14 protein-coding genes are annotated in these 12,763 nt (G+C 64.1%); 7 read left to right on the forward strand and 7 right to left on the reverse strand.

Features of this window, described 5'->3' with window-relative positions; translation table 11 throughout:
* The 4 genes from tatB to RT028_RS00020 all read right to left on the reverse strand — a co-directional run.
* The coding region (tatB, locus tag RT028_RS00005; protein ID WP_312931006.1) for a Sec-independent protein translocase protein TatB at nt 1–315 on the reverse strand (315 nt) is incomplete at its 3' end.
* Nucleotides 316–318: 3 nt separating this feature from the next.
* Nucleotides 319–516 (reverse strand): twin-arginine translocase TatA/TatE family subunit, encoded by a 198-nt coding sequence (locus RT028_RS00010; protein WP_409567121.1) that lies wholly within the window; start codon nt 514–516, stop codon nt 319–321.
* Between the two features lie 13 nt (nt 517–529).
* Nucleotides 530–985 (reverse strand): hypothetical protein, encoded by a 456-nt coding sequence (locus tag RT028_RS00015; protein WP_312931008.1) that lies wholly within the window; start codon nt 983–985, stop codon nt 530–532.
* A 62-nt stretch (nt 986–1,047) separates the two neighbouring features.
* The gene (locus RT028_RS00020) at nt 1,048–2,370 is read right to left on the reverse strand and encodes an FAD-binding oxidoreductase (RefSeq protein ID WP_312931183.1); all 1,323 of its coding nucleotides are present in this window, start codon (nt 2,368–2,370) and stop codon (nt 1,048–1,050) included.
* Between the two features lie 813 nt (nt 2,371–3,183).
* Here RT028_RS00020 and RT028_RS00025 point away from each other — a divergent pair.
* The 3 genes from RT028_RS00025 (at nt 3,184) to RT028_RS00035 (ending at nt 5,821) form a co-directional block, all read left to right on the forward strand.
* Entirely contained in the window at nt 3,184–4,086 is a 903-nt protein-coding gene (locus tag RT028_RS00025; protein ID WP_312931009.1) for a DMT family transporter, read from the forward strand.
* A 232-nt stretch (nt 4,087–4,318) separates the two neighbouring features.
* Nucleotides 4,319–5,062: a GntR family transcriptional regulator gene (locus RT028_RS00030; RefSeq protein WP_312931011.1), complete on the forward strand. Its 744-nt coding sequence runs from the start codon at nt 4,319–4,321 to the stop codon at nt 5,060–5,062.
* A 120-nt stretch (nt 5,063–5,182) separates the two neighbouring features.
* Complete coding sequence (locus RT028_RS00035; protein WP_312931013.1) at nt 5,183–5,821, forward strand: LysE family transporter; 639 nt, start codon at nt 5,183–5,185, stop codon at nt 5,819–5,821.
* Nucleotides 5,822–6,012: 191 nt separating this feature from the next.
* Here RT028_RS00035 and RT028_RS00040 read toward each other — a convergent pair whose 3' ends face one another.
* A complete protein-coding gene (locus tag RT028_RS00040; RefSeq protein WP_312931015.1) occupies nt 6,013–6,807 on the reverse strand; it encodes a dienelactone hydrolase family protein in 795 nt (264 codons plus the stop codon).
* A gap of 120 nt (nt 6,808–6,927) precedes the next feature.
* Between RT028_RS00040 and RT028_RS00045 the strand changes: the two genes are divergently transcribed.
* The 4 genes from RT028_RS00045 to RT028_RS00060 all read left to right on the forward strand — a co-directional run bounded on the left by RT028_RS00045 (nt 6,928) and on the right by RT028_RS00060 (nt 11,239).
* The gene (locus RT028_RS00045; RefSeq protein ID WP_312931017.1) at nt 6,928–7,533 is read left to right on the forward strand and encodes a hypothetical protein; all 606 of its coding nucleotides are present in this window, start codon (nt 6,928–6,930) and stop codon (nt 7,531–7,533) included.
* Between the two features lie 69 nt (nt 7,534–7,602).
* On the forward strand, nt 7,603–8,280 hold the full coding sequence (locus RT028_RS00050) for a response regulator transcription factor (protein WP_312931019.1): 678 nt from the start codon (nt 7,603–7,605) through the stop codon (nt 8,278–8,280).
* On the forward strand, nt 8,277–9,623 hold the full coding sequence (locus RT028_RS00055) for an ATP-binding protein (protein WP_312931021.1): 1,347 nt from the start codon (nt 8,277–8,279) through the stop codon (nt 9,621–9,623). Before RT028_RS00050 ends, RT028_RS00055 begins: the two co-directional genes overlap by 4 nt.
* Nucleotides 9,624–9,916: 293 nt before the next feature.
* The gene (locus RT028_RS00060; protein ID WP_312931023.1) at nt 9,917–11,239 is read left to right on the forward strand and encodes a dicarboxylate/amino acid:cation symporter; all 1,323 of its coding nucleotides are present in this window, start codon (nt 9,917–9,919) and stop codon (nt 11,237–11,239) included.
* Between the two features lie 78 nt (nt 11,240–11,317).
* Here RT028_RS00060 and RT028_RS00065 read toward each other — a convergent pair whose 3' ends face one another.
* Together RT028_RS00065 and RT028_RS00070 are read right to left on the reverse strand one after the other, a co-directional pair.
* Nucleotides 11,318–11,839 (reverse strand): SprT family zinc-dependent metalloprotease, encoded by a 522-nt coding sequence (locus RT028_RS00065; RefSeq protein ID WP_312931024.1) that lies wholly within the window; start codon nt 11,837–11,839, stop codon nt 11,318–11,320.
* Between the two features lie 90 nt (nt 11,840–11,929).
* On the reverse strand, nt 11,930–12,535 hold the full coding sequence (locus tag RT028_RS00070; protein WP_312931026.1) for a Yip1 family protein: 606 nt from the start codon (nt 12,533–12,535) through the stop codon (nt 11,930–11,932).
* Between the last annotated feature and the right edge of the window lie 228 nt (nt 12,536–12,763).

A 12,763-nucleotide genomic window follows, 5' to 3' on the forward strand; every position in this document is an offset into this window, starting at 1 on the left:
CTGCCCAGGCGCTGTCGATACGCTGCCCGCGACCGGCGCGAGCGGCGCACTGGGTTCAGCAGGCGAGGCTTCGCGGTCGGGCCCATGGCGCACGTCCGGCCGCATCAGCGACCTCTGTTCGTCGTGCAAATGGCGTCGCAGGTCATCGGCGCCGATCTCGCGCTCGATGTCTGTCTTGATCGCGTTGAAGCTGCGTTTGAGCCGGCCAATCCACAGGCCAGCGGTTCGCGCGGCACCTGGCAGGCGCTCCGGGCCAAGCACCAGCAAGGCAATCAGGGCGATGAGCAGCAGTTCGCTGAAGCTGATACCGAACATGGATCAGCCTTGCGCCTTGTGTTGCGCCTGCTGCTCGGGGGCGAGTGCGCCGGGTTCGGCCGGCTCATCGTGCATGGCCTTGCGAAAGCCCTTGATCGATTCGCCCAGGTCCCCGCCCAGGTTTTTCAGCTTCTTCGTGCCGAAGACCAGTACCACGACGGCCAGCAGCACGATCCAGTGTTTCCAGTCAAAAATGCCCACGGGTTACTCCTGTTCAGGTCGGATGAATCATGACGGTGATGCGCCGGCGTTCGATCACCTTCAGTGCGCCCGGTTGGCCCGAGAGGCGATCGAAGGTGACGGTGGCGTCGGCGTTGACCGCTGGGTTGGGCAGCACGCGAATGACCTGATACGCCGTACCGTTCTCAGTGTGCGCTGGGTCGGCACGCTCGAGCCGAACGCTCTGGCCGTCCGAGGCCACGGCAGTCCAGGTTTCACCCGGTGCGGCCGGCAGCCTGGCGGCGTACGCTTCACCGGCAACGCTGTGGAAGGTGCAGCCGTCGATGACCTGCGCCTGAGCAGGGCAGGGCGCGGCCTTGGCGCCAGGGCGCAGCGGGTTGTCGATGGCGTAGGCGATCGGCTTCGGTGTGGCGGGCGTAGTTGGGGTAGCAGCGAAGGCAGATGCGGCCAGCGTGGTGGCAAGTAGCGTGGTAGTGAATCTCGTCAGCATGATGAAGCCTCATTGTGCAGATGCAGAGAGCAGGCTGGCGCTCAGGGCGCCAGCCTGGGAGATCAGGCTTCGAGACCGGCTTGCGCCTGGCCGGTGCGCAGGGTGAAGTTGACCCCCATCGACAGCGCGGGCTGCGGCGGATTCCAGTTCGGCTTGGGCGCGGCCAGCAGGAACTCGGTCAGCGGTTCCATCTTGCCCGCCAGCATGTTGGCCAGCAGCGTGCCGGTGGCCGTACCACGCACAGTGCCCAGGCCATTGCAGGCCAGTGCGCCGTAGACGTTGTCGCGCAATTGGCCGAAGAACCCGGCACCGTTGCGCGTCATGCCCAGCCCACCACCCCAGGTGTGCTCGAACGGCACGCCGGTCAGTGTCGGGAAGCGGCGCTCGAACGACTCGCGGTGTGAAACGCGGACCTTGTCGGTGTAGCCGTCCTTGGAGCGGCCGTCGGGGTTGAAGCTGAAGCTGTTGCGCACCAGGATGCGGTTGTCGTGGGTGCGGCGCAGGGTCGAGCCGAACGGGTCGGCCGGGATCACGCCCCAGAATTCATGGCCGCCGATGCTGGCTTGTTCCGCCGGGGTCAGCGGGCGGGTCAGGCTGCCGTAGGTGAAAATCGGCAGCATGCGATTTTCCAGGAAGCCGAAATGCTGGCCGAAGTGATTGTTGCCCAGGATCAGCTTGTCGGCCGTGATGCGACCGGTCGGGTGGTGCAGCACGGTCTTCTGGCCGTAATCGACTGCGGTGATCACCGTGTCTTCATACAGCGAGACGTTCTCCGGCAAGCTGTCCGCGAGGCCTTTGACCAGTGCCGAAGGCTGCACCAGCATGGTGCCCGGGGTGTACAGGGCCTTGCGGTAGAACGAGGTGCCGATGTGGTCTTTGAGCTCGTTGCCTTCGATCAGCTCGACCTTTTCGCCCAGGGCCTCCAGGCCGCCGCGGTAAGCGTTGAGCACCGCAATGCCTTTGTCTTCGATGGCCGCCTGGTATTTGCCGGAGTGGCGCAGGTGGGCGTCGACGATGTTGTGCTGCTCGACCAGGTCACGCAGGATGCCCTGGCCGCGCTGGTTCAGGTGCAGGATGTTCTTGGCGTTGGCTTTGTCGCCGATGTAGTCGGGCGCGCCGATGTCATGCGGTACGTCGATCAGAAAGCCAGCGTTGCGGCCCGAGGTGCCGAAGCCCACCTGCTGGGCTTCGACCAGAATCACGCGATCCTGCGGGAAGTTCAGCGCCAGCTGGCGCGCAGCTGCCAGCCCGGTGAAACCACCGCCGATGACGACCCATGGCGCGTGGTCATCACCGATCAGCGGCGCCTTGGGTTGACGCACGCGACTGGTGTGAAACCAGCCCGGCGATGAATCATCACGTGGCAGCGCATCGACGCGCACCAGCGATGCCGGATCGGCTGGAATGCCGTCATTGAGCAGTACCGTAGCCCCGCCTGCTGCGACTACACCGGCCCCGACGCCAGCTCCGATAAGTACTTTCCTGCGTGTAACTGCCATTTACATCAATCTCGATGAAGGGTGTCTGGGTGTTCGGCGCACCGTGCTGCAGTGCGCGACGAATGAAGCGAGGCCTGACGTCTGCACGCACGGCGGGCTCAATGTTTCTGTATGAATACAATGTGTATACAGATTGTATGAGTCGTGACGGGGTGCGTCAATCTGCCTCGCTGTGTGGGTTTTCGTGGGCGCTGTGAAAGGAGCACCTGCGTCGGTGCATCCAGGGTGATTCGCCTTTGGCGCGGGTAGGTGCCTGGGGCAGGGACAGGGGTCAAGGCCAATGCAGCAGCTGCCATGACTCGATCCGACGTGCTCCGGTTGCCGGGCATGGTGAGGTGTGGGGATGCACCTGCGCGCACGGCATCGGCACCAGCGCGCGTTGGTCTAACGCCCAAGCCTGTAGAAATCATGGCGCTGTGTGACACAGATTCCGTCTGTTTCAGACAAAACCATGGCGCGCCAGAACGATTCGCCAAGCCGCTGAGTGGTCAATAATTCACATCACGGCTGGCCTCGCGCCAAAAGCCAGCCGTAGCGATGATCTCGAGTAAGCAGCCTCGTCTGACAATTCCAACGCTGCGGCGCCCCAGCACCGGTTATCCGGTAGCACTCCAATAATCATAAGACTTCCCTTTGAACCCCAACGCCGCGCCTCGCCGCGCGGACCGTGCTCGCACGTTTATTGAAGACTTGACTGCCATGATCGCTACTTCTGTTTCCTGCACCGGCACTGCTACCGGTCAGCGCAATGCATTGCTCGCCGCCCACGTCGCGGCGGTGCTGTTTGGCCTTACCGGCATTCTCGGGGCGTTGATTCTGGCTGACGCCAGCATCATCACGCTGGGCCGCGCGACGTTTGCCTTCATAGCCCTGGGGTTTGTCGCGGGCTTGAAAGGCACCCGCCTGCTGGATGCCTTGAACCTGCGCAACCTGCCCGTCATCGGCCTGACCGGCACGTTATTGGCGGCCCATTGGGTCACCTTCTTCATCGCGGTGAAGGTCGGCGGGGTGGCCATGGCAACGCTTGGGTTCGCCAGCTTCCCGGCCTTCATCGCCTTGATCGACCTGGTGCTGTTCCGCGAGCGCATCGGTGCGCGCGAGGGCCTGCTGCTGCTGATGGTCACGGCTGGGCTGGTGCTGGTAGTGCCGTCGTTCGACGTCTTCGACAAAGGCACCCTCGGCTTGCTCTGGGGGCTGGGTTCGGGCTTTGCGTTCGCCTTGCTCGCCGTGGCCAACCGGCGTAACTCGGGGCGCATGAATGCCTTGCAAGTAGCGTTCTGGCAGAACGTGGTCGTCGCCCTGCTGATGCTGCCGTTTGCCTTCGATCATCAAACCAGCGGCGGTCTGCGGGCAGACGACTGGGTCAATCTGGCCCTGCTCGGCGTGTTCTGCACAGGGCTGGCGCAGTTTCTCTTCGTCAGAAGCCTGGAAGGTCTGCAGGCACGCACGGCAGGGCTGATCATTGCGCTGGAACCGGTCTACGCCATCGCGTGTGCCTGGTGGTTGTTCGGCGAGCAGCCTTCGTTGCGCATGGCAGCCGGTGCTGCGCTGGTGGTGCTGGCCACGGTGCTGGGCGCGCGGCGCAAAGCCTCGGCGCACTGAGGCTTTGCGGCCTGGCCCGACGCCTTGCGCAGTCAGGCCAGGCCGAGCCGATGTTCCTGACCGTCTGCATCGATGAAGTGGCGGCGACACGTGATCATCCATGCCCTGGCGGGCAGGCATGATATGGTCGCGATCGGAATTCTGCAGTGCGTGCTTCGAAGAGGTTCGATCGAAGCACTGCACTTCAGCTAACGGCCAATGCGCTTCGCCTGCAGACAGTAGACATAACAAGATGACCACCCGAAAAGCCGCGATCCAAGCCCCCGCCGACCTTGGCACCCCTATCGGGGAGCCGCCACCCGACCGTAAGCTGGTGCTCGCCGAGGCCCTGCGCCGGCGCATCCTGAGCATGGAGCTGGCGCCCGGTGCGGTGGTCGATGAGCTGGCCTTGTGTGAGGAGTTCGGCCTGTCCCGTCCGCCCGTGCGCGAGTTGCTCCGGCAGATTGCGGCCGAAGGGTATATCGAACTGGAAACCAATCGAGCGCCACGTGTGGCGGCGATGAACCACGATTCGCTGCACAGTTTCTTCCTGGCCGCACCGCTGATCTACAGTGCCACGACGCAACTGGCCGCCACGCATGCGACCCCCCGGGAAATCGAGGGGCTCAAGGCCGTCCAGGCCCTGTTCCGCCAGGCGCTGGAGCAGCAGGATGTGGAAAACCGCGTGCTGCACAACGATGCCTTCCACCTCGAAATCGGCCGCATGGCGCACAACGAATACCTCTTGCCCAGCCTGCGCCGGCTGCTCATCGACCATACCCGCCTGGGCAAGATCTTCTACCGACATCCCGCGACCGAGGACATGCGCCAAGACCTCGAGCTCGCCTGTGAGCAACACGATCAGATCATTCAGGCCATTGAGCAGCGTGACCCGGATACAGCCGGAAAACTGGTCCGTGCACATTTCGAGCTGTCCCGTCGGCGCCTGGCCGAATACACGGCGCCACAGGGCATCGATGTGACACTTGCCCTGTGAGACCGGCGGCCCACGCCTCGCAGCACGAGGTGTCCGAGCAGTGCTGTGACGCACGCTCGGGCCTTGCGCCGAACATTGCAACCGCCCCTTGACCCTGCGCCCTTGACCCCGAGCCTCAGCATGCCTTTTTCCAACGGTTTCCTCATCAGCCTCTCCCTGTGCCTGGACATCGGTGTGGCCAACATCGCCATGATCACCCTGGCCATGCAGCGCGGTTTTCTCCAGGGTTTCTGGCTCGGGCTCGGCACCTGCGTGGGCGACCTGATCTACGCCATCGCCGCGCTGGCCGGCATGACCGTGCTGCTGCAGTTCGAAGCGGTGCGCTGGGTGCTGTGGCTGGGCGGGTCGGCATTGTTGGTGTGGTTCGCGCTGAAGATGCTGTGGGCGGCCTGGCGCGGTGGGCAGGTGCAGGCGCACAGGCAGGCGAAGGTCGAGTCTGGCTGGCGGGAATTCTTGCGCGGTATCGTGCTGGCGATGTCGTCGCCGAGCGCGATTCTCTGGTTCGCGGCGGTCGGTGGGGTGCTGATATCCCGTTCAGGCGCGGGCGGCGGGCTGGAGGCAGGGTTGTTTCTGGCTGGGTTCTTCGTGGCGGGGCTGGTGTGGTCGGCTACCTTGTGCACGGTGGCCAGTCATGGCGGCCGCTTGCTCGGGGCGCGCTTGTTGACCTGGTCATACCTGGCTTCGGCGGCGATCTTCTGTTATTTCGCCGTGTACGTGATCGTTTCGGGGTACCGCGAGTTTATGGTGGCGGGCGGCTAGGCCGCGTTGCGGCGCTGGGCCTTGAAGCGGGACCGTGTCAGTAGAGGTATGTGGTGATCGCCTTGCAGACCCGCGCATGCGGGTTGCGCCCGTGTAGGCGAGGTGGCCTCAGGAGGGCGCGCGCTGCTGGCGGCGCGCTGGTCGAATAGCGCAGGGCTGAGCCGCATGGCATGCGGCCCAAGCCTTTCAGGTCACTGCTGGAACACCTGTTTGAAGAAGCGCTGCAGGTCAGCCCAGGAGCGCTGGTCAGCGGCCTTGTCGTAACCGATGTCCGGGCCGCCGTGCTCGCCGTGGCCCAGGCGATCGGCGTCGGGGTTGCTGAAGCCGTGCTTGGCGCCGGGCAGGCTGACGAACTCGAGATTGGCCTGAGCGTCGGCCATTTCCTGCTTGAACGCTGCGACCTGCGCGGGGGTGACCATGCTGTCGGCCTCGCCGTGCTCGACCAGCATCTTCGCCCGGACCACCCCAGGCTTTGCCGGCCTATCGGTCACCAGCGCGCCGTGCACGCTGACCACACCGTCAAGCTTTTCCCCGCGCCGCGCCGCGTCCAGCACCACCTTGCCGCCGAAGCAGTAACCCACGGCGCCCAGGCGGTGCTTGTCGGTCTGCGGTTGCAGCTTGAGCAGGTCGAGGCCGGCGTCGAACCGGCGCGCAGCGGCCTTGGGGTCTTTCAAGGCGGCGGCCATGAAGGCCTGGGCATCGGCCGGGTGCTCGGTGTGCTTGCCGTCGCCGTACATGTCGATGGCCAGCGCGTTGTAACCCAGACCTGCGAGCTCGCGAGCGCGACGCTTGGCGTAGTCGTTCAGGCCCCACCATTCATGCACCACGAGCACGCCGGGGCGCTTGTCGCTGAGGGCGTCGTCATAGGCGTAGTAGCCGACCAGGCGATTGCCGTCGGCGTCCTGATAGGGAATTTCTCGGGTCTGCACCGCCGCCTGGGCAAAGGCGGCGCTGCACATCAAGACCAGGGCAAGCGGGAAACGCATGGGCGGTACTCCTAAAGGTTCGTTCAGCCGAGGTTCAGCCAGGGTTCAGCGGTCGTTCAGTGTGCGCTCCTTACTCTAGCCCTCACACACATTCAGCGCATCTAAACGGGAGCAACCCTCATGAAAACACTCAATAGCCTGCTTGCCGCCATGGCCGTCTGCGCCGCTGGTCTTGCCACCACCGCCCAGGCCGACGATACCTTCGCCAGCCTTACCTATGGCCAGACCAGCGACAAGGTGCGCAAGTCCGGCCTGTTGCAGCGCAACACCGATCAACTCAACGCCGATAGCATCATCGACAAGGAAGGCACCTGGGGTGTGCGCCTTGGCCAGATGAATGAGCAGGGCCGCTACTACATGACCTACGACAACGCTTCAGGCGATCACAACGGCTTGAAGCTGCGCCAGGAAAATCTGCTCGGCAGCTATGACCTCTTCTATCCGGTCGGCGACACGACCAAATTGTTTGGCGGTGCCAGCCTCGGCGTGACCAAACTCACCCAGGCTTCTCCGGGTGCCAGCCGCGACACCGACTACGGTTATGCCATTGGCCTGCAGGGCGGGGTGATCCAGCAGCTCACAGACAATGCCTCGGTCGAGTTGGGCTACCGCTACCTGCGCAGCAACGCCAGTGTGGAAGTCTCACCACACGACGCTCCAAAAGTCGGCTCCATGCGCCTGACCAGCAGCGCTCAGACCTACCTGGCGGCGAACTATAAATTCTAGGTTCGCGTACCGCTGATATGCTGTGCCGGCTGCCGCTGCCGGCACAGGCTTACCTGTAAGGAGAGACGGATGAAATTGCTGGTGGTCGAGGACGAGGCGCTCTTGCGCCATCATCTTCTCACGCGCCTGGGCGAGAGCGGCCATGTGGTTCAAGCCGTGGCCAATGCCGAGGAAGCGCTCTACCAGGCCGGTGAGTATCACCACGACCTGGCGGTGATCGATCTCGGCTTGCCCGGCATGAGCGGCCTCGAGCTGATCGGCGAGCTGCGCCGCCAGGGCAAGACGTTTCCCATCCTCATCCTCACCGCACGCGGCAACTGGCAGGACAAGGTCGAAGGCCTGGCGGCCGGCGCTGACGATTATGTCGTCAAGCCGTTCCAGTTCGAGGAGCTGGAGGCGCGCCTCAACGCCTTGCTGCGCCGCTCCAGCGGCTTCACCCAGTCGACCATCGCCGCCGGCCCGCTGATCCTCGACATCAATCGCAAGCAGGCCAGCCTTGACGACCAGCCGCTGGGGCTGACCGCTTACGAATACCGGATTCTCGAGTACCTCATGCGCCATCACCAGCAGGTGGTGGCCAAGGAGCGGCTGATGGAGCAGCTGTACCCCGATGACGACGAGCGCGACCCGAATGTCATCGAGGTGCTGGTCGGCCGTCTGCGGCGCAAGCTCGAAGGCGACAGCGGCTTCAAACCCATCGACACCGTGCGCGGCCTGGGCTACCTGTTCACTGAGCGCTGCCGATGATCCGTTCGCTGCGCGTGCGGCTGATGCTGGCCGCGGCCGTACTGGCGGTGCTGTTCATGCTGGCCTTGCTGCCCGCGTTGCAGAAGGCGTTCAGCCTGGCGCTGCAGGAATCCATCGAGCAACGCCTGGCCTCGGACGTGACCACGCTCATCTCGTCCGCGCGTATCGAACACGGCCAACTGAGGATGCCGGCACTACTGCCCGATGAGCAGTACAACCTGCCCGAGAGCGGTCTGATGGGTTATGTGTTCGACCGCCAGGGCACGCTGGTCTGGCGATCACGTGCGACCAGCGCCAGCGCCATCAACTACCAGCCGCGCTATGACGGCCGTGGCAACGAGTTCGCCCGCATCCGCCAGGCCGATGGCGAAGAATTTTTTGTCTATGACGTCGAGGTGAAGCTGCTGGGCGGCAAGAGCGCGGCTTACAGCATCGTGGCGCTGCAGCCTGTGCGCGAGTATCACAACACCCTCGATGGCCTGCGCGAGAAGCTCTACCTGGGGTTTGGCGCAGCCCTGCTGGCGCTGCTGATGCTGCTCTGGGCGGGCCTGACCTGGGGCCTGCGCTCGCTGCGTCACCTGAGCCGCGAGCTCGATCAGGTCGAATCCGGCACCCGCGAAGGCCTCAGTCGTGAGCACCCCAGTGAGCTGCTGCGCCTGACCGGCTCGCTCAACCGCCTGCTGCACAGCGAGCGCGAGCAGCGCCAGCGCTACCGTGACTCGCTCGATGATCTGGCACACAGCCTCAAGACCCCGTTGACGGTGCTGCAAGGGGTGAGCGAAAGCCTGGGCCAGACGCCTGACGAGCGCGAGCAGGCGCGGGTGCTGCAGAGCCAGATCGAGCGCATGAGCCAGCAGATCGACTATCAACTGCAGCGCGCCTCGCTGCGCAAGAGTGGTCTGGTGCGCCACCAGGTCGAGGTCCGGCCCCTGCTCGACAGCCTGTGCAGCACGCTGGCCAAGGTCTACCGCGACAAGCACGTGCACGTCAGCCTGGACATCCCGGCGCAGGCGCAGGTGCCGATGGAGCAGGGCGCCTTGCTCGAACTGCTCGGCAACCTGCTGGAGAACGCCTACCGCCTGTGCCTGGAACAGGTGCGCGTGAGCCTGCGGCAAAGCTCCGGGCAGGTCGAACTGTGCGTCGAAGACGACGGCCTCGGTGTGCCGGTCGAGCAGCGCCAGCGCATTCTCCAGCGTGGCGAACGACTCGATGCCCAGCACCCTGGCCAGGGCATCGGCCTGGCAGTGGTCAAGGACATCGTCGACAGTTACGACGCCCAGCTGAGTCTGGATGACTCCGCCTTGGGTGGCGCTGCATTTCGCATCGTGTTTTCCCGCGACTGAGCGTCAGCAGGCGGATTCCCGCCATCCCCCTTGTACATTTCCCGCCACCGGGCGGAAAACCGCCACGGGTTTTTCGCCGCCTTGCGCCATTGCGGCGCATCCACCCCGCGAAACGAGCGGGCGTGCACCCTCACTGGGCATATTGGCATCACCTTTGCTTTGTCACTGGCAGAGGCCTGCGCCACGCAGCTCGAACACAACGACAAATCCCTCCATGTGCAGGAGGGTTAGCGATTCAGGTGTCGCACCGCCCAGATCAGGGTGGCGCCGACACACTCGAGGAAATCTGAGCCATGACGAAACGTCAGCCGCTGTACAAATCCCTGTATATCCAGGTGTTGGTCGCCATCACCATTGGTATTCTGCTCGGCCACTTCTATCCGGAAACCGGTGTTGCCCTCAAACCCTTGGGTGATGGTTTCGTCAAGCTGATCAAGATGGTCATCGCGCCCATCATCTTCTGCACCGTGGTCAGCGGCATCGCTGGCATGCAGAGCATGAAATCGGTCGGCAAGACCGGTGGCTACGCGCTGCTGTACTTCGAGATCGTCTCCACTGTCGCCCTGATGATCGGTCTGATCGTCGTCAACGTGGTCAAGCCAGGCGCTGGCATGCACATCGACGTCACCACCCTGAACGCCAGCAGCGTGGCCGCCTACGCCGCAGCCGGCGCGCAGCAGACCACCGTCGGCTTCCTGCTCAACATCATCCCGAACACGGTGGTCGGTGCCTTCGCCAACGGCGACATCCTGCAAGTGCTGATGTTCTCGGTGATCTTCGGCTTCGCCCTGCATCGCCTGGGCAGCTACGGCAAGCCATTGCTCGACCTGATCGATCGCTTCGCCCACGTCATGTTCAACATCATCAACATGATCATGAAGCTGGCTCCGCTGGGCGCCTTCGGTGCCATGGCCTTCACCATCGGCCAGTACGGCGTGGGTTCGCTGGTGCAGCTGGGCTACCTGATGGCCTGCTTCTACGTGACCTGCCTGCTGTTCGTGCTGGTGGTGCTCGGTGGTATCTGCCGCGCCCACGGCTTCAGCGTGCTGAAGCTGATTCGCTACATCCGTGAAGAGCTGATGATCGTGCTCGGCACCTCGTCGTCCGAGTCGGCCCTGCCACGCATGCTGGCCAAGATGGAACGCCTGGGCGCCAAGAAATCCGTTGTAGGTCTGGTGATCCCGACCGGTTACTCGTTCAACCTCGACGGCACGTCGATCTACCTGACCATGGCTGCCGTGTTCATCGCCCAGGCGACCGACACCACCATGGACATCACCCACCAGATCACCCTGCTGCTGGTGCTGCTGGTCGCTTCCAAAGGCGCTGCGGGTGTGACCGGATCGGGCTTCATCGTGCTGGCCGCAACCTTGTCGGCGGTGGGTCACCTGCCGGTGGCGGGCCTGGCGCTGATCCTGGGTATCGACCGCTTCATGTCCGAAGCGCGCGCACTGACCAACCTGGTCGGCAACGCGGTGGCGACCGTAGTGGTGGCCAAGTGGGTCAACGAAATGGACGACGACAAGCTCAAGTCCGAGCTGGATTCGGGCGGTGCGCCGCTGGAAGAAACCCGTCCTGTCGATGACCTGGGTGTGGCCGAGGGCCCTGCTCGCTGAGTCGAGCCGCCTGATGTGGAAAAGCCTGTCTTCGGACAGGCTTTTTCGTTTCTGTGGGCCGGGTTTGCTGAAGCGGTGTCACTCGCTGCGCGTTTCGCCGCTGTAGGTGAGCACCTGCCGGCAGCGCTTGCACACGTACCGCCGGCCTTTGCGCACCAGCGTGTGACGTTGCGCGCTGAAGGCAAAATCGCTGTCCGGGCAGGGGCAGCGGTAGATGTAGCGCATGGCAACGCGGCGCTCCACCGCATAGCTATGGCAGCGGTGGGGCGGCAGCTCATAGACCCCGCGCATGATCAGTTGCCACTCCTGGCCATGGGCCTGGATGCTGGCGCCAAACAGCTGATGGGCGATCAGGTGGGCCACTTCGTGGGGCACCGTCTGGCGCAGGAAGTCGTCCTGGTTGGCCTGGTACAGCTGAGGGTTGAAGCGCAGCAGGTTGTCGTGCAGGTGGGCAACGCCGGCTTTCTGTCCGCGCAGCTTGAAGCTTACTTCAGGGCGCGGGAAGGTCCGTTTGAAGAAGGCCTCGGCCTGCACGTAGCAGGCTTCGACCCGTTGTCTGAGCAGCTCGGGCATGGGCGGGGGGCTCTCCTGGCGGCGCATTATGCCGCACGCTCCGCGCAGCGCCCAACCCGCTGGTCAGGGGATGGGCATCCGCCTCACCTTCGGCGCCGCTTCTGCTCAGCCCCCGCTTCATGCTTGCCCCAGGTATACAGGGCCCATGCCCAGGCCCCAGATGATCACCGTGGCCGCCATGATCGCCACCAGTACCACCAGACCCACCGCCAGCACCGAGCTCGAGAACAGAAAACCTTCGTCGGGCGGGATGTTCATGAACGTCGGCAAGCCGACATAGAGCAGAAACACCGTGTAGGCGACCGCCGCCGTGCCGACCAGCAGGCCGATCCACACGTGCGGATAGAGCGCCGCCAGGCCGCCGAGGAACAACGGCGTTGCGGTGTAGGTGGCAAAGGCGATGCAGCGTGCCAGGGAAGGGGTGGCGTCGTAGGTGCGCGCCATCCAGTGGATGAACGCGCCCATGATCGCAACTGCCATGAGCAAGGCTATGTACGACAGTGCACTCATCACCAGGGCGCTCCCGACGCTGAGCACTACCGGCGGGCCGTCTGCCAGAGTCCAGCCGAACCCTGTGGTGCCGATGAAGGCGCAGACAGCGGGAATGGCGGCCAGGAGGAGGGTGTGGGTGAGGTACAGGTGGCTGATGGACTCTTCCTCGCCACGGATCTGCCGCCACTCCTGATCAGGGTGGGTGAAAAGCCCCAGAACGTGATGGATCATGCCGGTCGCTCCTGTCGTGGTGGGCAGGCGCGCTTCGCGGGCGCCTGCAGCCCGAGGCCAGGGTACCTGCAGGTGCGCGGCAGGCTGGCCATGCTTGGGATTATAGAGGCGGGTTATCGGCATGAAGGGCGGTGTTTAGAGCAAATTGCGCTGTATGACGGCACTGTCATTCCCATGCAGTCTTTGTCTGATGGGCCTACGCGGGCGACGTCTTTGTGCGTAAAATGG

Origin of the sequence: Pseudomonas sp., from assembly GCF_032058845.1 — a bacterium.
Taxonomy (GTDB): domain Bacteria; phylum Pseudomonadota; class Gammaproteobacteria; order Pseudomonadales; family Pseudomonadaceae; genus Aquipseudomonas.

Coding starts and splice junctions, on each gene's coding strand:
- RT028_RS00070 (WP_312931026.1), bottom strand. CDS start 12,535: ATGATCCATCACGTTCTGGGGCTTTTCACCCACCCTGATCAGGAGTGG.
- RT028_RS00045 (WP_312931017.1), top strand. CDS start 6,928: ATGAAAACACTCAATAGCCTGCTTGCCGCCATGGCCGTCTGCGCCGCT.
- RT028_RS00025 (WP_312931009.1), top strand. CDS start 3,184: ATGATCGCTACTTCTGTTTCCTGCACCGGCACTGCTACCGGTCAGCGC.
- RT028_RS00015 (WP_312931008.1), bottom strand. CDS start 985: ATGCTGACGAGATTCACTACCACGCTACTTGCCACCACGCTGGCCGCA.
- RT028_RS00065 (WP_312931024.1), bottom strand. CDS start 11,839: ATGCGCCGCCAGGAGAGCCCCCCGCCCATGCCCGAGCTGCTCAGACAA.
- RT028_RS00060 (WP_312931023.1), top strand. CDS start 9,917: ATGACGAAACGTCAGCCGCTGTACAAATCCCTGTATATCCAGGTGTTG.
- RT028_RS00030 (WP_312931011.1), top strand. CDS start 4,319: ATGACCACCCGAAAAGCCGCGATCCAAGCCCCCGCCGACCTTGGCACC.
- RT028_RS00050 (WP_312931019.1), top strand. CDS start 7,603: ATGAAATTGCTGGTGGTCGAGGACGAGGCGCTCTTGCGCCATCATCTT.
- RT028_RS00055 (WP_312931021.1), top strand. CDS start 8,277: ATGATCCGTTCGCTGCGCGTGCGGCTGATGCTGGCCGCGGCCGTACTG.
- RT028_RS00035 (WP_312931013.1), top strand. CDS start 5,183: ATGCCTTTTTCCAACGGTTTCCTCATCAGCCTCTCCCTGTGCCTGGAC.
- RT028_RS00040 (WP_312931015.1), bottom strand. CDS start 6,807: ATGCGTTTCCCGCTTGCCCTGGTCTTGATGTGCAGCGCCGCCTTTGCC.